Raw genomic sequence first — 18,059 nt, forward strand, 5'->3', positions numbered from 1 at the left:
GGGGCCGGCCGGTCCGCGGCTCAGTCGCCGCTGAACTCGCGCGTGAGCTCCGCGGAGCGGTCCGCCGAGGCGCGGGCCGCGGAGGCCACGAGGTCCTCGAAGCCGTTCTCCTGGAAGGTCGTGATCGCCCGGTCCGTGGTGCCCTTGGGGCTGGTGACCGCCTTGCGCAGCGCCGCGGGGTCGGCCTCCGCCGGGCGCAGCAGCTCACCGGCGCCGGAGACGGTCTCCTTGGCCAGCACCCGGGCGACGTCGGCCGGCAGCCCCATCCGCTCTCCCGCCTGCTGCATGGCTTCGGCCAGCAGGAACACGTAGGCCGGTCCGGAGCCCGAGACGCCGGTCACGGCGTCGACCTGCTCCTCGGGGACCTCGACCACGGTGCCCACGGCCTCGAGCACCCGGCGCACGGCCTCCGTCTGCTCGGGGCCGGTCGCGGCCCCCGGGGTCACCGAGACCACCCCGCGGCCCACGCTGGAGGGCGTGTTCGGCATCGTGCGCACGACCGGCTGGCCGGCGGGGAGGGCGCGCTCGAGGGCGCCGACGGAGATCCCCGCCGCCACCGAGGCCACGACCGTGCCGGGGCGCAGGGCGGGGGCGATCTCGCGGGCGAGGTCGAGGATGCCGACGGGCTTGACGCCGAGCAGCACGACGTCCGCCTCGCGGGCGGCCCGCCGGTTGGCCTCGGGATCGTCCCCGGTGACGTACGGCCGCACGCCCGTCTCGTCCTCGAGCCGGCGGGCGCTCTCCGCGGAGCGGACGGTGGCCCGGACCTGCTCGACGGGCACGCCGGAGGCCAGCACCCCCCGCAGGATGGATCCGTTCATGGAGCCGCAGCCCAGGAAGGCGAGCACAGGGGTCATGGTCGGTGAGGTCCTCTCATCGGTGGAATCGGAACGGTGGGAACGGGACGGTGGGAACGGCACGGCGCCGGTGGGACGGCGGGGTGCATCGGTCGCTGTGCGTCGGTCGGTGTGGTTCGGACGGACCGGGACGAGGCGGGCTGGCCGGCGGGCCGGGTGCGCCCGGGCCTCAGCCCCGGCTGCCGTCCGCGCCCTCCGTGCCGTCGGGGCCGCCGGCGCTCGGGGCGCCGTCGGAGCGGCTCGTGTGCCGGCGGGCGAACTCGAGGGACTCCGCGAGCCACTGGGTGCGCTCGTCGGCGTTCTTCGAGCGGCGGGTCGAGACCTCGACCCCGATGATGCCCTGCCACCGGGTGGAGGCGAGGAACTCGAGGGACTCGGCCACCGGCTGCACCCCGTGGCCGGGCAGCAGGTGCTCGTCCGCCGTGGTCTCCCCCGACCCGTCGGTCAGGTGGACGTGGCCCAGCCGGGGGCCCAGCTCCCGGATGGCGGCCAGGGAGTCCATCCGGGCGGTGGCGGCGTGCGAGAAGTCCCACGTCACCCAGTCGTAGTCCAGGCCCAGCGGGCTGTAGTGCGGGGCGTAGACCACGGTGTCGCGGCCGCGGACCCGCCAGGGGTACATGTTCTCCACGGAGATCTTCACGCCGGTGGCCTGGGAGACCACCCGCACCCCCTCCACGAAGTTCGCGGCGTACCGGCGCTGCCACCGGAAGGGCGGGTGGACCACGACGACCTCCGCGCCCACCTGCTCGGTGAGCGCGGCCGCCATCTGGATCTTGGTCCACGACTTGCCCCACACCTGCTGGGTCAGCAGCAGGGTCGGGGCGTGGATGGTCGAGATGGGGAGCTGGTGGCGCTGCACGAGGTCCTGCAGCTGGTGGGTGAGCTGGCTCATCCGCTCGTGCGTGACGAGCACCTCCACGCTGTCGTAGCCCAGCTCCACGGCCGCCTCGAAGGTCTCCGGCACCCCGAGCGGATAGAGGGAGCTGGTGGACAGCGCCACGTGCGGACGGTACGGCTCCGCGGCGGCGCCCTGCTGCTCGCTCATGCCGCACCCACCAGGTGCCGGGGGTCCACGGTGCGGACGTCGGAGTGGCTGCTCAGCTGGTCCAGGCGGCGCAGGATCAGCCCCTCGCGGAGCGCCCACGGGCAGATCCGGATCGACTCGACGCCGTAGGCGTCCATCGCCGACTCCGCCACCACGGCGCCGGCGAGGATCTGCCGGGCCCGTGCGGCGGAGACCCCCGGCAGCTCGGCGCGCTCCTCCGGGGACATGGCCTCCATCCGGCGGGTCCACAGCCGCAGGTCCTCGAGGTGGAGGGTGCGCGGCACGTACGGGCCCATCTCGTACGGCGCCGCCCCGCAGATCCGGGCCAGGGAGCGGAACGTCTTGGAGGTGCCGGCCACGCAGGTGGGCTCCCCGGCCGCGCGGACCCGGTCGACCGCGGGCCGGAGCTCCTGGCGCACGTGCTTGCGCAGGGCCTTCATCTCCTTCGGGGTCGCGACGTCCCCGGCGACGAAGGTGCGGGTGAGCCGCCCCGCGCCGAGCGGCACCGAGGTCGCCACGGTGGGCAGCGCGTTGTCCCCCAGGGCCATCTCGAAGGACCCGCCGCCGATGTCGAGGTCGAGAACGGTCCCCGCGCCCCAGCCGAACCAGCGGCGCACCGCGAAGAACGTCACGGCCGCCTCCTGGTCCCCGGCCAGTTCCGTGAGGGTCGCGCCGGAGCGGGACTGCACGTGGTCCAGCACCTGCGCCCCGTTGCCGGCCTCGCGGATCGCGGAGGTCGCGAAGGCCAGGAAGTCCTCGGCCCGGTTGTCCACGGCGAAGTCCCGGGCCTCGACCACGAACGCGGTGAGGGCGTCCCGGCCGGCGTCGGAGATGTTGCCGTCGGCGTCGAGGTACTGCACCAGCCGCAGGGCGAGCTTGTGGGACGCGTACGGCTCGGGCCGGGAGCCCGGGTAGACGTCCAGCAGGAGGAGGTGGACGGTGTTCGACCCCACGTCGAGGACTCCGAGACGCATGCCGTGGTGCTCCTTCGAGTTCCGTGTCCGTCCCGCGCGTGCGGAGCGGATCAGCCCTTGGACCCGGCGCGGGCGGGCTTGGCCGCCGCGGGCTTCTTGGCCGTGCTCTTCTTCGCCGTGCTGCTCCTGGCCGTCGTCCCCTTGGCGGCTGTCCCCTTGGCCGTGGACCGGGCCGTCTTCTTCGGGGCGGGGCCCTGGGCGCGCTTCTCCGCGAGCAGCTGGCTGGCGCGCGCCGGCGTGATCTGCTCCACGGTCTCGCCGCGCGGGACCGTCACGTTGGTCTCGCCGTCGGTGATGTAGGGGCCGAAGCGCCCGTCCTTGATGACCATGGGCCGTTCCGTGATCTGGTCGGTGCCGAGGTCCGCGAGCGGAGGCTTGGCGGCGCCGCGGCCGCGCTGCTTGGGCTGGGCGTAGATCGCCAGGGCCTCGTCGAGGGTGACCGTGAACAGCTGCTCCTCGGACTGCAGGGAGCGCGAGTCGCCGCCCTTCTTCAGATAGGGGCCGAAGCGGCCGTTCTGCACCGTGATCTCGTTGCCTTCGGCGTCCGTGCCCAGCGTGCGCGGCAGGGACAGGATCTTGAGCGCGTCCTCGAGGGTCACGTCCTGCAGGGTCATCGTGGAGAGCAGGGAGCCCGTGCGGGGCTTCTCCTTGACCGGCTTCTTCGGAGGCTTGGGCTTGCCGTTCTTGTAGTACTCGACGGGCTGGGCCGCGAGCTCCTCGGCGGTGGGCTCGGGGATCACCTCGGTGACGTAGGGCCCGTAGCGGCCGTCCTTGGCCACGATGGCGCGCCCGGTCACGGGGTCGCGGCCGAGCTCCCGGCCGTCGGCCTTGCCCGTCTCGATGAGCTCGCGCGCCTTGTCGGGGGTGAGCTCGTCGGGGGCGAGGTCCTCCGGCACGTTGGCCCGGATCGGGTCGGTGATCTCCCCGGTCTCCGGGTCGACGGCGCCGGCCACCTCCAGGTAGGGGCCGAACTTGCCGACCCGCAGGGTGATGTCCTCGGTCACGGGGATGGAGTTCACCGCGCGGGCGTCGATCTCGCCGAGGTCGTCGACGATGGGCTTGAGCCCGTTCTCGTGGCCCTGGGAGCCGAAGTAGAAGTCCTGCAGCCAGTCGGTGCTGTCCTCCTCGCCGCGGGCGATCCGGTCGAGGCCCTCCTCCATCTCCGCCGTGAAGTCGTAGTCCACGTAGTCGGAGAAGTGCTCCTCGAGCAGGCGCACCACGGAGAACGCGGTCCACGAGGGGATGAGCGCGGAGCCCCGCACGCGGACGTAGCCGCGGTCCATGATCGTGGAGATGGTCGCCGCGTAGGTCGAGGGCCGGCCGATGCCGAGCTCGTCGAGGACCTTCACGAGGGACGCCTCGGTGTAGCGCGGCGGCGGCGAGGTGCGGTGCCCGTCCGCCTCCACCTCGGTGGCGTCCAGGCGGTCTCCCTCCGCCATGCGCGGGAGCCGCTTGTCGCCGTCCTTGGCGCCGTCCTTGTCCGTGGCGGGGTCCTCGTCCCGGCCCTCCTCGTAGGCGGCCAGGAAGCCGCGGAACGTGATGACGGTGCCGGACGCGGAGAACTCGGCGTCCCGGCCGGCGGAGGACGTCGCCCCGAGCCGCACGGTCGCCGTCGACCCCTTGGCGTCGGCCATCTGGGAGGCCACGGTGCGCTTCCAGATCAGCTCGTAGAGCCGGAACGCGTCCGCGGAGAGCTCGCCGCGGACCTGGTTCGGGGTGCGGAAGGAGTCCCCCGCGGGGCGCACGGCCTCGTGCGCCTCCTGCGCGTTCTTCGACTTGGAGCTGTAGAGCCGTGGGGAGCCGGGCACGAAGTCGGCGCCGTAGAGCTCCGTGGCCTGGCGCCGGGCGGCCGTGACCGCCTGGTCGGACAGCGCCACGGAGTCGGTGCGCATGTAGGTGATGTAGCCGTTCTCGTACAGCTTCTGCGCCACCTGCATGGTGGTGCGGGAGGTGAAGCGCAGCTTGCGCGCCGCCTCCTGCTGCAGCGTGGAGGTGGTGAACGGGGCGGCCGGGCGGCGGGTGTAGGGCTTGGTCTCCAGCGACCGGACCGTGAACGCCGCGTCCTCGAGACCGGCGGCCAGTTCGCGGGCGGCCTGCTCGTCCAGGTGCGCGAGCTTGTCCGCGGCGCCCTTGAGCACGCCGTCGTCGCCGAAGTCGCGGCCGCCCGCCACCCGCTTGCCGTCCACGGAGGAGAGCCGGGCGCTGAAGGCGGTGCCGGCGTCCTCGCCGTCGGTGCGGGCGAACGTCCCGCTGAGGTCCCAGTAGTCGGCGGGCACGAACGCCATGCGCTTGCGCTCCCGCTCCACGACCAGGCGGGTGGCCACGGACTGCACGCGCCCGGCGGACAGGCCCGAGGCGATCTTGCGCCACAGCACCGGGGAGATCTCGTAGCCGTAGAGCCGGTCCAGGATGCGCCGGGTCTCCTGCGCGTCGACCAGGTCCTGGTCGAGCTCGCGCAGCTCCCCGAAGGCCCGCTCGATGGCCTCGCGGGTGATCTCGGAGAAGGTCAGCCGGTAGACGGGGATCTTGGGCTTGAGCACCTCCAGGAGGTGCCACGCGATGGCCTCCCCCTCGCGGTCGCCGTCGGTGGCGAGGTAGAGGGCGTCCGCGTCCTTGAGCTTGCGCCGGAGCTCGGTGACCTTCTTCTTCTTGTCCGGGTTCACCACGTAGTACGGCTCGAAGCCGTGCTCCACGTCCACCGCGAACTTGCCGTAGGGACCCTTCTTGAGCTCCGCCGGCAGCTCCGAGGGCTGCGGGAGGTCGCGGATGTGCCCCATCGAGGACTCGACCTCGTAGGCGTCGCCGAGGTACCCGGCGATGGTCTTGACCTTGGAGGGGGACTCCACGATGAGCAGGCTCTTGCCCGTTCCCGGGCTCTGGGTGGCCTTCGTTGGCACGGTACTCCTTGCTGCGGTCCGCGGTGCCGCGGGCCGCGGCGCTGCTGGACGTCGGGTCGAACGGGCGGGCGTCGGCCCGCCGTTGCGCTCCACCATAACGCCTCACCGCCGTCAACCCCCGCGCGGCGGGGACCCGGAGGACATCGGCGTCCCCGGGCGGGTCGCGCGGGCCGCCCGGCCCGGGCGGCCCGGACCGGTCTCAGGAGGGGTAGCGCTCGGGCTCGTCGCCGATCGTGAACTCGCGGCCCGTGGCGTGCTCCACGTCGATGACCACGAAGTTGTACTTCAGCGTGGGCGCCCACGGCCTGAGCGGCAGCTCCTCCGCGGCGTCGATCTCGGCGCGCGTCTCGAGCCGGCGGGCCCGGCCGTGGACCACCACGGAGCGCACGACGTGCTCCTCCGAGACCTCGTCGATCTCGAACGCCACCTGGTCGTTGACGATGAGGCTCGAGAGCTTGGAGCCCTGGGCCGTGCGGAAGTACAGCTTGCGCTGGTGGACCACGTAGTTCACCGGGAAGATGTCCACGAGACCGGCGGCCTCGACGGCCAGCCGGCCGAAGGGGTGCTGCTCGAGGAGCTGCCAGACGGTGTCCTTGTCGAGGGTCTTGATGGGGTTCAGGTTGTCTCCGATGCTCATGCTCCCATCCTCCCACCCCCACCGTCGCGGCGCCGCCTGCTCATCCGCCCACAACGTCGCTCAGGCGGCGGGCGGCACCGGCTCGTGCGGCACGAGGAAGCCGTCGAGCACGAGGTGCCGGACCTCCTCGGTCAGCCGCTGCCGCTCCTCGCCCGCCCAGTCCAGCAGGGCGGCGAGCGCCCCGAGGATCTGCCGGGCGCTCAGCTCGCCGTCGCAGGCCCCGGCGAAGCCCGCGGCCTCGCTCGAGAGCACCACGGTCCGGCGCAGCCCGGCCCCCTGCCGGAGCAGGATCACGCCGGGGTGCTCCGCGCCGGGGCGCTGGTGGCGCTCCTCGGTGACGTCCTCGGCGGCCACGAGGTGGGCGTCCAGCCAGTCCTGGGGGTGCGCGGCGAGCCAGTCGGCCCGTTCCCACGTGGCGGCGAGCGCGGGCGCGAGCGGCTGCTGGACCGGGTGGGGGACGTGCTCGAAGCGGCGGAGCGCGCCCCCGGGCCGGGCCCGGGACGGACGGCGGAGGCGGATCATCCCGAAGCCCACGGCCTCGACGCCGCGGGCGGCGAAGTCGTCGAGATAGGCGCGGTAGGCGCGTTCGTAGTGCTCGAGGTCGCGGGACTCCGCCGCGTCCCGCAGCCACGTCTCGGCGTACTCCTCCGGGCCGGCCAGCTCCCGCTGGACGAACCAGGCGTCGACGCCCTCGGGCACCCACTGCTCGGGCCGCTGCGCCCAGCGCTCGGCGGCCGGCCGCGCGTCCCCGGGCGGCGGGGCGAGGACCTCCCAGTTGCCGAGCAGGTGGGCGGTGGCCCCGGGGGCCATAACCCCGGGCAGCCCCCGCACCAGGTCGGCCACGATCCGGTCCCCCGGCAGACCGCCGTCCCGGTAGGTGTAGCGGTCGAGAGGGGTCTCCCCGGCGGGGCGCGGGGTGATGACGAACGGCGGGTTGGACACCAGGAGGTCGAACCGCTCACCGCGCACGGGCTCCAGGAGGGATCCCGCCCGCAGGCTCACGCGGTCCTCGAGCCGGTCGGGGTCGATCCCGAGCGCCTGCGCGTTGAGCAGCAGGTTGAACCGGGTGAAGCCCAGGGCCCGGTCCGAGACGTCGGTGGCGGTCACGTGCCCCGCGTGCGCGAGCAGGTGGAACGTCTGGATGCCGCACCCGGTCCCCAGGTCCAGCGCCCGGTCCACCCGGCGGCGGTCGGTCGTCTGGGCCAGCGTCAGGGAGGCCTGGCCGATCCCCAGCACGTGGTCGCGGCGCAGCACGCCGGGGCGCTGGGACTCCCCCAGATCGCTCGCCACGTACAGCTCCGTCCCGTCGTCGGAGGCGTGGGGGCGCAGGTCCACGGTGGAGCGCAGCCCGCCCTCCGTCTCCTCGGCGAGGCCCAGGCCCACGAGCTGCTCCGGGCGCACCGGGGCGGGCGCGAGCGTCTCCGCGGGGACGGTGCGGCCGAGCAGGAAGAGCGAGACGACCCCGGCGAGGCCCCGGTCCGGGTGCCCGGGCGTGCGGAGGGCCGGCTCGAGGACCCGCAGGGCGGGCACCGCCTGGTCCCGTGCGAGCGCGTCCATGGCGGCCTCCCCCAGCAGCTCCGCCACGCGGTCGTGGGTGAAACCCGTCCGGCGGAGGGCGTCGTGCAGCTCGGCCGGCGCCCGCGGGTCGTCGGAGGCGGGGGTGCCCGGGACCCGGGAGAAGGCCGGCGCCGCGGAGGGGCCGGGGGCGGCGGGGCTCATGCGGCGCCCGTCGGCACGGGCACGGGTGCCGTGGCGGTGCGGGAGGCGGCCGGGGTTCCGTCGCCGGGCACGGGTGCGGGGACGGGTGCGACGGCGACCGGGGCGCCGTCGCCGGCCCCCGGTGCCGTGGCGGTGCCGCACCCGGCCGGGCAGGTGAGCCGCGGCCGCTCCTCGAGACAGGCCGGGCACGCGAGCACGAGGGCGCGGCACGCGCCGTCCGCGCAGTTGACGAAGCGGTTCGCGGGGCCGGCGCACCGGTCGCAGCGCCCGATCGTGACCGCGGCCGGGGTGAACCGCACGTGCATGCGCCGGTCGAAGACGTACAGGGACCCCTCCCACAGCCCCCGGTCCCCGCGCTCGCGGCCGTACTCGGCGATGCCGCCGTCGAGCTGGTAGACCTCCTGGAAGCCGCGGTTGCGCATCAGCGCGGAGAGCACCTCGCAGCGGATCCCGCCGGTGCAGTAGGTGACCACGGGCCGGGTCTTGAGGTGGTCGTACTTCCCGGAGTCCAGCTCGGCCACGAAGTCGCGGGTGTGCGCCACGTCCGGGACCACGGCCCCGCGGAAGCGCCCGATCCGGGCCTCGTGGGCGTTGCGCCCGTCGAAGAACACGACGTCCTCGCCGCGGCGGGCCACGAGCTCGTCCACGGCGCCGGGCGCCAGGCGAATGCCGCCGCCGACCACGCCGTGCTCGTCGACCTCGAGCTCGCCGGGCGCGCCGAAGGACACGAGCTCGTCCCGGACCTTGACCGACAGCCGCGGGAAGTCCTCGGCCGAGCCGTCCGACCACTTGAACACCGTGTCCCGAAGACCGGGGTGGGAGCGGGTGGTGCGGGCGTACTGCTTGAGCGCCCCGACCTCACCACCCACGGTGGCGTTGAGCCCGTGCGGGGAGACGATGATCCGCCCGCGCAGGCCCAGCCCCTCGCACAGGGCGCGCTGCCAGAGCATCACGGCCGTGGGGTCGGGGAGCGGGGTGAAGACGTAGTGCAGGACGATCCGGTGCTGTGCCACGGGTCCAGGCTACAAGCGCGGCAGGGCGTCCGGCGCCGCGCGGGCCGGGCCGCGGTCCGGGCGGCCGGTCAGTGGCCCAGGTGGAACACGCGGCCGGTGACCTTCGTGGGGGCCACCTCCACGTACTCGAGCTTGGTGGTCCCGACCCACGGCCGCAGCGGCAGCTCGTCCACCCGGTCGGTCTCCTCCGGGTCGGTGAGCTGGCGGGCCGTGCCGCGCACGATCACGGACCACGCCTCCCCGCCCTGCGCCTGGTCGACCTGCACGGCGACGTGCTCGTTGAGCACCAGGTGCAGCAGCTTGGTGCCCTTGGCGGTGCGGAAGTAGATCTTCCCGTCGTCGGCCACGAGGTTGATGGGGGTGATCTCGATCTCGTCGCCGTCCATGGTGGCGATCCGGCCGAAGCGTGCGCTGTAGAGGTGCTCCCAGCACTGCTCCGGGGTCAGCTCCGTGACCGGCGGCCGGTGCGCCCGGGCCTCCTTGTCGGGATTGTGCCCGGAGATGTTCATGGGGTTGCTCATGCGGTCATTCTGGCACGGGGCCTCCGCGGACGTGACCCGTGTCATGTTCGTGACCGGGGGCCGGCCCGGGACGGGCGGACGCCCCGGCCGGGGTGACCGGCTGGGACGTCCGCCCTCGTCAGCGCTTCCGGAGCGCTCAGCGCCCGGAGGTGGTGCCCGCCCCCTGCAGCCGCTCCAGCTCGGCCGCCTCGGTGCGGGTGGTGTGCAGGTCGTCGATCTGGCCCAGGGTCCTGTCCTTGGTCTCCTTGGCCGTCAGGGCGGCGGCCACGGCGATCAGGCAGGCACCGGTGACGAACCCCGCCACGCCCAGCCAGTTGTCCCCCTCGGCCCCGGCCAGGGAGCTGGCCAGGACGGGGGCGAAGCCGCCGGAGATCGCGAAGCCGATCTGGGTGCCCAGGGCCAGCCCCGTCACGCGCACCCGGGTGGGGAACATCTCCGCGTAGAAGGAGGGCCAGATGCCGTTGGACATGGAGTAGAAGAAGCCGGACATGACGGCGCCGAGGAGGAAGATCAGCGTCCAGTTCCCGGCGTGGACGGCGGCCAGGTAGGGATACATCATCGCGGCCGCGCCGGCCGCCCCGGTGATGAACACCGGCTTGCGCCCGATCCGGTCGGCGACCGTGGCCGCCACGGGGATCACGAGCAGGGCCACGGCGTTGGCGATGACGGAGACCCAGAGCATGGTCGAGCGGTCCAGGCCCACCACGGAGGTGGCGAACGACAGCGACCACACCAGGAAGACCACGTTGACGGTGTTGATCATCGCGGCCGCGGCCACGCGCAGCACCGCGGTCTTGTGGTGCTTGACCATCAGGGCCAGAGGGGTGGCCGGCTTCTCGCCGGGCAGCACGGCCCGGGCCTGCTCGAAGGCGGGCGGCTCCTCCAGGTGGCGGCGGATCAGATAGGCCACGACCACCACGACGGCGGAGAGCCAGAACGGGACCCGCCAGCCCCAGCTGAACAGCTGCTCCTCGGTGAGCACGAGCGTGAAGGGGATGAAGACGGCCGTGGCGAGGAGGGTGCCGAACTGGGTGCCCTGCAGCGTCCAGCTCGTGGTGAAGGCCCGCCGGTGCTCCTCGGAGTGCTCCAGCGAGACCGAGATCGCGCTGGCCTGCTCGCCGGAGGCCGACAGCCCCTGGATGACGCGGCAGGTCACGAGCAGGGCCGGGGCCAGCAGCCCGGCCTGGTCGTAGGTCGGCAGGCAGCCGACGGCGAACGTGCCGGCACCCATCATGAACAGGGTCAGCATCAGCACGAACTTGCGCCCGAACCGGTCTCCGAGGGGGCCCATGATGAGGGCTCCCAGGGGGCGGACGACATAGGCGACGCCCACGGTGCCCATCGACAGCAGGATCGCCACCCCGGGGGACGTGTCGGCCGGGAAGAACAGGTGGTTGAGCACCAGGGCGGCGGCCGTCCCGTAGACGGCGAAGTCGTAGTACTCCAGGGCGGAGCCGATCCAGCTGGCCAGGGCCGCCTTCTTCGGGGTCTTGCCGTGGGTCGCGGCCGCGGCCGGTGGAGGAGCGTTGTGCATGGGAGGTCCTTCGCTGAGGGCACCCCGGACGGCGGGGGCACGGGACGTGAGCGGAGCTGGAGAGAGGGGCACCGGCGGGTGGACGGGTTCGCGAGGAGCCCGGCCGGCCGGACCGTTGCCATATGCTGGCAACTGTGTTTATATCTTGAACACAAGGATGATCCAGATCACACTGCACGTCAAGAGTGCGCCCTGCGATGACGCCGGCCCCGGGCCCAGTGGGCCCGGGGCCGAGGAGCAGCGGCGCGGTGCCACCGACGTCGTCCTGCGGAGGATCCGCGCCTCACCGCACCCGGCCGGCACCCTCCCCCGGCACGACGACGAAGACGTCCGGCGCCCGGTGACCCCGGTCCGCGAAGGCCTCGGCGACCGCGTTCCCGACCTGCTCCGCCCGCGCCGCGGGCACGAGGGCGATCGCGGAGCCGCCGAAGCCCCCGCCGGTCATCCGCGCCCCGGCGGCCCCGGCGGCCAGGGCGGTGTCGACGGCGAGGTCGAGCTCGGGGCAGGAGATCTCGTAGTCGTCCCGCATCGAGGCGTGGGAGGCGACCAGCAGCTCCCCGATGCCCCGGACGTCCCCGGCCCGCAGCCGCCGGACCGTCTCCAGGACCCGGTGGTTCTCGCTGAGCACGTGCCGGACCCGCCGGGCGGTCTCCTCGTCCAGTCCGCTCAGGTCGGTATCGTCCGGGACGTCGCGCAGGGAGACCGCTCCGAGGGCGGCGGCCCCGCGCTCGCAGGAGGCGCGCCGGGCGGCGTAGCCGCCGTCGGCGTGGGAGTGGGCGACCTTCGTGTCGACCACCAGGACGGCGAGCCCGTGCCCGGCCACCGGCAGCGGCACGAGCTCGGCCTCCTGGGTGCGGCAGTCCAGGAACAGCGCCGCGCCGGCCCGGCCGCACAGGGAGGCCGACTGGTCCATGATCCCGGTCGGGGCGCCGACGAACTCGTTCTCCGCCCGCTGCGTCAGCCGCGCCATCGCCGGCCGGTCCAGCTCCAGCCCGAGCAGGTCGTTCAGGGCCACGATCGTGGCGACCTCCACGGCGTGCGAGGAGGACAGGCCCGCGCCCACGGGGACGGTCGAGTCCAGCAGCAGCTCGAACCCGGGCACCTCCACCCCGTCGAGGCCGGCAAGGATGTGCACCACGCCGGCCGGATACGCCCCCCAGCCGCCGACCGTCCCGGGGGCGAGCCCGGGGATCCGGAACCGGGCCCGGGACAGTCCCCCGCCGTCGGGGGCGTACGTGGAGGCCAGGTCGACGACGTCGTGCCCGGTCGCGTCCTCGCCCTGCCCGGTCCGCGGCCCCTGCTCCGCGTCCCGGCGCAGCCGGACGGCGACCATCGCCGAGCGGTCGATGGCGAAGGGCAGCACGAAGCCGTCGTTGTAGTCGGTGTGCTCCCCGATGAGGTTCACCCGCCCCGGGGCACGCCACACCCCGTCCGGAGCGTGCCCGTAGACCTCGGCGAAGCGGCGGGAGAGCTCCTCCGCCCGGGCGGCGTCGCCCTGATCTGCCTGCCGAGCGGCCTGCTGGGGGGTGTGCTGTCCGGTCATCGTGCGGCCTCCCTCAGGCGTGCGGCGGTCTGCTCCGCGGTGACGTCGTTGATGAACGCCCCCATGGCGGCCTCGGAGCCGGCCAGGAACTTCAGCTTGTCCTCGGCCCGCCGGGGGCTGGTCAGCTGCAGGTGCAGCCGGCCGGCCTCCCGGTCCGCCGCGTCCACGGGGGTCTGGTGCCAGGCGGCGATGTAGGGGGTCGGCGTGTCGTAGAGCCGGTCCACGCGCTGGACCAGGTCCTGGTACACCACCGCCAGCTCGTCCCGCTCGGCCCCGGTCAGCGCGGCCAGGTCCGGGACGCGGCGGTGCGGGACCAGGTGGACCTCCAGCGGCCACCGCGCGGCATAGGGCACATAGGCCGAGAAGTGCTCACCCGCCAGCACCATCCGGTCCCCGGCGGCGGTCTCGTCGGCCAGGACCTCGCCCATCAGGGTCCGCCCCGTGGCCTGGAGGTGCGCCCGGGAGCGGGCCGCGAGCCGCGCCGCGTGCGGGGCCGGATAGGGGTAGGCGTAGATCTGCCCGTGCGGGTGGTGCAGGGTCACCCCGATCTGCTCGCCCCGGTTCTCGAACGGGAACACGTGCCGGACCCCGGCCATGGCCGAGAGCGCCTCGGTGCGCTGGGCCCAGGCCTCCACCACGGTGCGCGCCCGCTCGGAGGACAGGGACGCGAAGGAGCCCTGGTGCTCCGGGGTGAACACCACCACCTCGCACCGCCCCACGGCCGGGGACGGGACGCCCCACAGGGACCGCTCCCCCACCTGCTGCGGGTCCGGCAGCTCGGCCAGCTCCGGGCCCAGCGAGGGGAAGCGGTTCTCGAAGACGACGACGTCGAAGTCCTCCGCCGGGATCTCCGACTCGCGCCCACCCACGCTCGGGCACAGCGGGCACTGGTCGGCCGGGGGCAGGTAGGTGCGCGCCTGCCGGTGGGCGGCCACCGCCACCCACTCCCCCGTCAGCCGGTCGAAGCGCACCTCACCGCCGCCGGAGCGGGCGTCCAGGGGCCGGCGGTCCACCACGTGCTCCACGGGCGGGGTGCCGCGGTCGGAGAAGAACACGGCCTCCCGTCCGTCGGCGAGGTGGTGGGTCCGGTGCGCGATCAGCGGCACGGGGGCGCGCTCGGCGGGGGCGGGAGAGGTCATCGGACGGGCTCCAGTCGCAGGTCGGGGACGTGCTGGCTCAGGGTCTCGCGGTCGGCGGCGCCCAGACCGTCGTCGGTCACGACCGTGTCGACCTCGTCGAGACCGGCGATGCGGTGGAGCCCGGACAGGCCCCACTTCGTGGAGTCGGCCAGCACCACGCTGCGGTCGCAGCGCTCCAGGAAGAGGCGGTTGATCTCGGCCTCCATCATGTTCGGAGTGGTCAGCCCGTCGCGCTCGGACAGCCCGTGCACGCCCAGGAAGGCCAGGTCCACGTGCAGGGTGCGCAGGGCCGCGGTGGCCAGCGGGCCCACCAGGGCGTCCGAGGGGGTGCGCACCCCGCCCAGCAGGACCACCGTCTGTCCCGTGGCGGGCGCGTCCTGGAGCACGTCGGCGATCCGCGGGGAGTTCGTCACCACCGTGATGTCGCTGACGCGGCGCAGGGCGCGGGCCAGCGCGAAGGTGGTGGTCCCGGAGTTCAGCGAGACGGACATGCCCGGCCGCACCATCGCCTCGGCGGCGGCGGCGATGGCCGCCTTCTCCGGCAGCTGCAGCTCGGACTTGTGCGTGAATCCGGGCTCGGCCGCGGAGGATCCCGCCGGCAGCTTCGCCCCGCCGTGGACCTTCTGCAGCTCCCCGTCCCGGGCCAGCCGGTCCAGGTCCCGGCGCACCGTCATGTCGGACACGCCCAGCTCGGCGACCAGGTCCGCGACCCGCACCGCACCGGAGGCGCGCACGCGGTCGAGGATCTCCCGCCGTCGGCGGTCGGGGAGCATCTCGGTCATGGGGCCTCCTGGCTCGGCCGGGGTCCGTCGAGACCCCGGATCGGTGACATGCCCCACAATACAAACATCGTGGTGTTCTTTTCAACAGGGTTGATGTTTGATTCTGTCGCTTCTACTATGACGTGAACCACATCGATCCACCACTGCGATCGAGTGCCCGAACCCACCACCCCGATCAGCGCCCAGGAGCCGACATGACTGCTGCGACCCTCGAGCCGACCACCGCCCTCGATCCCACCGGACCGTGCCGGGTCCACCTCACGAGCGGGGGTGTGTCGGTCCTGGTCGACCTCTCCGAGGCCCAGCTGCCCTCCGTGGTGCACTGGGGCGCCGCACTGCCCGGCCTCGACGCCGAGGAGGCCGCCGTGCTCGTCGAGGCCGCGGTGGCCCACCGCACGGCCAACGGGCAGGACCTGCCGATGCGCCCGGACGTGCTCGGGAGTCTGCACACCGGCTGGAGCGGCCGGCCAGGACTGGTGGGTGACCGGGACGGCACCGCGTGGACCCCGCTGCTGCACCTCACGGAGGCCCGGCTGGATCCGGTGGAACCGCAGGAGGTCCTCGCCGACGGCGCCCTGGTGAGCGCCGGCGCGGCCCGCCTGCTCGTGGCGGCGGAGGACACCGGCGCAGGCCTGCGCGTGGCGATCGAGCTGGAGCTCACGCCCTCGGGCCTGTTGCGCGCCCGCGCCACGCTGACGAACACCGCCCCGGGTCCCTACCGCGTCCAGGAGCTGGGCCTCGTGCTCCCCCTGCCCACCCACGCCCGGGAGATCCTGGACTTCGCAGGGCACTGGGGCAAGGAACGGACCCCCCAGCGGCGCGAGCTCACCGTGGGCACGCACCTCCGGGAAGGACGCAAGGGCCGCACCGGCGCCGACGCCGCCTACGTCCTGTCCGTGGGCGAACCGGGCTTCGGCTTCGCCGACGGCGAGGTCTGGGGCCTGCACACCGGGTTCTCCGGCAACCACCGCACGTGGGCGGAACGGCTCTACGACGGCCAGCAGGTCGTGGGCGGCTCCGAGCTGCTGCTGCCGGGCGAGGTCTCGCTCGGACAGGGCGAGGGCTACACCACCCCGTGGCTGTACGGCGTGTACGGACGGGGGCTGGACGATCAGGCCGGGCGCTTCCACGACTGGCTCCGGGCCCGCCCCCAGCACCCCGCACAGCCCCGTCCGGTGACGCTGAACGTGTGGGAGGCCGTCTACTTCGACCACCGCCTCGAGAAGCTCTCTACCCTGGCCGACCGGGCGGCCGCCGCAGGTGTGGAGCGCTACGTGCTCGACGACGGGTGGTTCGGCGCCCGCCGCGACGACAACGCCGGGCTGGGCGACTGGGTGGTCTCCCCCGAGGTGTGGCCGCAGGGCCTGTCCCCGCTGATCGACCACGTCAACGACCTCGGCATGGAGTTCGGCCTGTGGTTCGAGCCCGAGATGGTCAACCCCGACTCCGATGTGGCCCGCGCCCACCCCGAGTGGATCATGGGCCCCGGCGGGCGCCTGCCCATCGAGTCCCGCCGGCAGCAGGTGCTCGATCTGGGTGTGCCGGAGGCCTACGCGCACGTGCGCGACCAGATGGTGGCTCTCCTGGACGAGTACCCGATCGCCTACCTCAAGTGGGACCACAACCGCGACCTGCTCGAGGCCGGCACCCACCCCGACGGACGCCCCGGGGTGCACGCCCAGACCCTGGCGACCTACCGGCTGATGGCCGAGCTCAAGGAGCGGTTCCCGGGCCTGGAGATCGAGTCCTGCTCCTCCGGCGGCGCCCGGGTCGACCTCGGGGTCCTGGAGCACACCGACAGGGTGTGGACCTCCGACGACATCGACCCCTTCGAGCGCCAGCAGATGCACCGGTGGACCCAGCAGCTCATCCCGGCCGAACTCATGGGCTCGCACGTCGCCTCCGGCGCCTCGCACACCACCGGGCGCATGCACACCCTGCACTTCCGCGCCGGCACCGCCGTGTGGGGCCACCTCGGCATCGAGTGGGACCTCACCCAGGCCACCGAGCAGGAATCGGCCGAGCTCGCCGAGTGGGTCGCCTTCCACAAGGACCACCGCGGTCTGCTCCACTCGGGCCGGATGGTCCGCCTGGACGCCTTCGACCCCGCGCTGCGGATCCACGGGGTCGTCAGCGCCGACCGCTCGGAAGCGCTGTTCGCCGTCGTCGGCGCCGCCCTGCCCGACGTCGAACCCGTGGGCCGGTTCCGGTTGCGCGGCCTGGACCCCGAGCGCCACTACCGGGTGCGCGACGTCACCCCCGGCGCCGACCCGCACGGGTTCCGCCGCCCGCCGTGGTGGCCGACCGAGAGGGGCGTGGTCCTGTCCGGCCGGGCGCTGCAGACCGTGGGCGTGCACGCCCCCTGGCTGGCCCCGGACACCCTGCGCGTCCTGCGGCTCGAGGCCCAGGATCCCACCCAGCCCGCTCCCCAGGATTGAGGTAGCCCCATGTCCACGACCACTCGTTCCCGCCGACCGGACACGCCGGTCGTTCCGGGCCAGGCCGGCGGCGCACGCCGGCGGGGCCGGCAGGACACCCGGATCGCGATGCTGTTCATCGCCCCGGCCCTCCTCGGCTTCCTCGTCTTCCTCGCCTGGCCCACCGTGCGGGGCATCTGGCTGAGCTTCACCAGCTTCAACCTGCTCACCCCGTCCGAGTTCGTGGGCCTGGCCAACTACCGACGCCTCGTGCAGGACCCCATCTTCTGGGACTCGCTGCTGGTCACGGTGGAGTACGTCCTGCTGAACATCGGGATCCAGACCACGTTCGCCCTGCTCATCGCGCTGATGATGCACCACCTCACCCAGTCCACCTTCCTGCGCGGGGTGGTGCTCGCCCCCTACCTGGTCTCCAACGTGGTCGCCGCGATCGTGTGGCTGTGGATCCTCGACACCCAGTTCGGGGTGGCCAACCAGGTCATCTCGTGGGTCGGGCTGGACCGGATCGGCTTCCTCTCCGACGAGACCTGGGCCATTCCCACGATCGCGCTGATCAACGTGTGGCGGCACATGGGCTACACCGCCCTGCTGATCTTCGCGGGTCTGCAGACCCTGCCCCAGACCGTCTACGAGGCGGCGCGCATCGACGGGGCCGGTGAGGTCCGGACCTTCTTCACCATCACCCTGCCCCTGCTGCGCCCCATCCTGGCGCTGGTGCTCATCATGACGGTGATCGGGTCCTTCCAGGTCTTCGACACCGTCGCCGTGACCACCGCCGGTGGGCCGGCCAACGCCACCAACGTGCTCCAGCTCTACATCTACGACATGGCCTTCGGCCGCTTCCAGTTCGGCTACGCCTCGGCGATGTCCGTGGCCCTGCTCGTGGTCCTGGCCGTCATCACCTTCCTCCAGTTCCGTCTGACCCGCGCCGGGTCCACGGACCTGGCCTGATCCCGAGGA

The 18,059-nt window shown here is 73.4% G+C and carries 14 protein-coding genes; 2 read left to right on the top strand and 12 right to left on the bottom strand.

From position 1 onward, the window contains the following. Nucleotides 1-20 precede the first annotated feature (20 nt). The 12 genes from proC to RF644_RS12265 all read right to left on the bottom strand — a co-directional run bounded on the left by proC (nucleotide 21) and on the right by RF644_RS12265 (nucleotide 14,661). Entirely contained in the window at nucleotides 21-857 is an 837-nt protein-coding gene (proC, locus tag RF644_RS12210; protein WP_368796700.1) for a pyrroline-5-carboxylate reductase, read from the bottom strand. Between the two features lie 169 nt (nucleotides 858-1,026). Then, nucleotides 1,027-1,902, bottom strand: coding sequence for a sugar phosphate isomerase/epimerase family protein (locus tag RF644_RS12215; protein WP_368796702.1), 876 nt, complete (start codon nucleotides 1,900-1,902; stop codon nucleotides 1,027-1,029). Then, on the bottom strand, nucleotides 1,899-2,876 hold the full coding sequence (locus RF644_RS12220; protein ID WP_368796703.1) for a Ppx/GppA phosphatase family protein: 978 nt from the start codon (nucleotides 2,874-2,876) through the stop codon (nucleotides 1,899-1,901). Before RF644_RS12220 ends, RF644_RS12215 begins: the two co-directional genes overlap by 4 nt. A gap of 50 nt (nucleotides 2,877-2,926) precedes the next feature. After that, nucleotides 2,927-5,773, bottom strand: a complete 2,847-nt coding sequence (gene topA / locus RF644_RS12225) for a type I DNA topoisomerase (protein WP_115162934.1) — start codon at nucleotides 5,771-5,773, stop codon at nucleotides 2,927-2,929. Nucleotides 5,774-5,972: 199 nt separating this feature from the next. After that, a complete protein-coding gene (locus RF644_RS12230) occupies nucleotides 5,973-6,410 on the bottom strand; it encodes a pyridoxamine 5'-phosphate oxidase family protein (RefSeq protein ID WP_017832495.1) in 438 nt (145 codons plus the stop codon). A 60-nt stretch (nucleotides 6,411-6,470) separates the two neighbouring features. After that, complete coding sequence (locus RF644_RS12235) at nucleotides 6,471-8,129, bottom strand: methyltransferase (RefSeq protein ID WP_368796704.1); 1,659 nt, start codon at nucleotides 8,127-8,129, stop codon at nucleotides 6,471-6,473. Next, nucleotides 8,126-9,142 carry a rhodanese-related sulfurtransferase gene (locus RF644_RS12240; RefSeq protein WP_368796705.1) on the bottom strand — a complete coding sequence of 339 codons (1,017 nt, stop codon included), beginning with the start codon at nucleotides 9,140-9,142 and terminating at the stop codon, nucleotides 8,126-8,128. The genes RF644_RS12235 and RF644_RS12240 overlap by 4 nt, the downstream gene beginning before the upstream one ends. Nucleotides 9,143-9,210: 68 nt before the next feature. Continuing rightward, nucleotides 9,211-9,663 (bottom strand): pyridoxamine 5'-phosphate oxidase family protein, encoded by a 453-nt coding sequence (locus RF644_RS12245; protein ID WP_232035265.1) that lies wholly within the window; start codon nucleotides 9,661-9,663, stop codon nucleotides 9,211-9,213. A 136-nt stretch (nucleotides 9,664-9,799) separates the two neighbouring features. Continuing rightward, nucleotides 9,800-11,197, bottom strand: coding sequence for an MFS transporter (locus RF644_RS12250; protein WP_368796706.1), 1,398 nt, complete (start codon nucleotides 11,195-11,197; stop codon nucleotides 9,800-9,802). A gap of 283 nt (nucleotides 11,198-11,480) precedes the next feature. After that, entirely contained in the window at nucleotides 11,481-12,740 is a 1,260-nt protein-coding gene (gene galK, locus RF644_RS12255; protein WP_368796707.1) for a galactokinase, read from the bottom strand. Further along, nucleotides 12,737-13,879 carry a galactose-1-phosphate uridylyltransferase gene (gene galT, locus RF644_RS12260; protein ID WP_368796708.1) on the bottom strand — a complete coding sequence of 381 codons (1,143 nt, stop codon included), beginning with the start codon at nucleotides 13,877-13,879 and terminating at the stop codon, nucleotides 12,737-12,739. Before galT ends, galK begins: the two co-directional genes overlap by 4 nt. Continuing rightward, nucleotides 13,876-14,661 (bottom strand): DeoR/GlpR family DNA-binding transcription regulator, encoded by a 786-nt coding sequence (locus tag RF644_RS12265; protein WP_017832502.1) that lies wholly within the window; start codon nucleotides 14,659-14,661, stop codon nucleotides 13,876-13,878. Before RF644_RS12265 ends, galT begins: the two co-directional genes overlap by 4 nt. A gap of 194 nt (nucleotides 14,662-14,855) precedes the next feature. On the opposite strand from RF644_RS12265, the gene RF644_RS12270 reads away from it, so the two are divergent. Together RF644_RS12270 and RF644_RS12275 are read left to right on the top strand one after the other, a co-directional pair. Beyond that, a complete protein-coding gene (locus RF644_RS12270; RefSeq protein ID WP_368796709.1) occupies nucleotides 14,856-17,099 on the top strand; it encodes an alpha-galactosidase in 2,244 nt (747 codons plus the stop codon). Nucleotides 17,100-17,108: 9 nt separating this feature from the next. Beyond that, nucleotides 17,109-18,050, top strand: coding sequence for a carbohydrate ABC transporter permease (locus tag RF644_RS12275; RefSeq protein WP_035925052.1), 942 nt, complete (start codon nucleotides 17,109-17,111; stop codon nucleotides 18,048-18,050). The last annotated feature ends 9 nt before the right edge of the window (nucleotides 18,051-18,059 follow it).

This window comes from Kocuria sp. CPCC 205258 (genome assembly GCF_040981005.1).
Taxonomy (GTDB): Bacteria; Actinomycetota; Actinomycetes; order Actinomycetales; family Micrococcaceae; genus Kocuria; species Kocuria rosea.

Coding starts and splice junctions, on each gene's coding strand:
- galK (WP_368796707.1), bottom strand. CDS start 12,740: ATGACCGGACAGCACACCCCCCAGCAGGCCGCTCGGCAGGCAGATCAG.
- proC (WP_368796700.1), bottom strand. CDS start 857: ATGACCCCTGTGCTCGCCTTCCTGGGCTGCGGCTCCATGAACGGATCC.
- RF644_RS12235 (WP_368796704.1), bottom strand. CDS start 8,129: ATGAGCCCCGCCGCCCCCGGCCCCTCCGCGGCGCCGGCCTTCTCCCGG.
- RF644_RS12215 (WP_368796702.1), bottom strand. CDS start 1,902: ATGAGCGAGCAGCAGGGCGCCGCCGCGGAGCCGTACCGTCCGCACGTG.
- RF644_RS12230 (WP_017832495.1), bottom strand. CDS start 6,410: ATGAGCATCGGAGACAACCTGAACCCCATCAAGACCCTCGACAAGGAC.
- RF644_RS12275 (WP_035925052.1), top strand. CDS start 17,109: ATGTCCACGACCACTCGTTCCCGCCGACCGGACACGCCGGTCGTTCCG.
- RF644_RS12220 (WP_368796703.1), bottom strand. CDS start 2,876: ATGCGTCTCGGAGTCCTCGACGTGGGGTCGAACACCGTCCACCTCCTC.
- RF644_RS12245 (WP_232035265.1), bottom strand. CDS start 9,663: ATGAGCAACCCCATGAACATCTCCGGGCACAATCCCGACAAGGAGGCC.
- RF644_RS12250 (WP_368796706.1), bottom strand. CDS start 11,197: ATGCACAACGCTCCTCCACCGGCCGCGGCCGCGACCCACGGCAAGACC.
- galT (WP_368796708.1), bottom strand. CDS start 13,879: ATGACCTCTCCCGCCCCCGCCGAGCGCGCCCCCGTGCCGCTGATCGCG.
- RF644_RS12270 (WP_368796709.1), top strand. CDS start 14,856: ATGACTGCTGCGACCCTCGAGCCGACCACCGCCCTCGATCCCACCGGA.
- RF644_RS12265 (WP_017832502.1), bottom strand. CDS start 14,661: ATGACCGAGATGCTCCCCGACCGCCGACGGCGGGAGATCCTCGACCGC.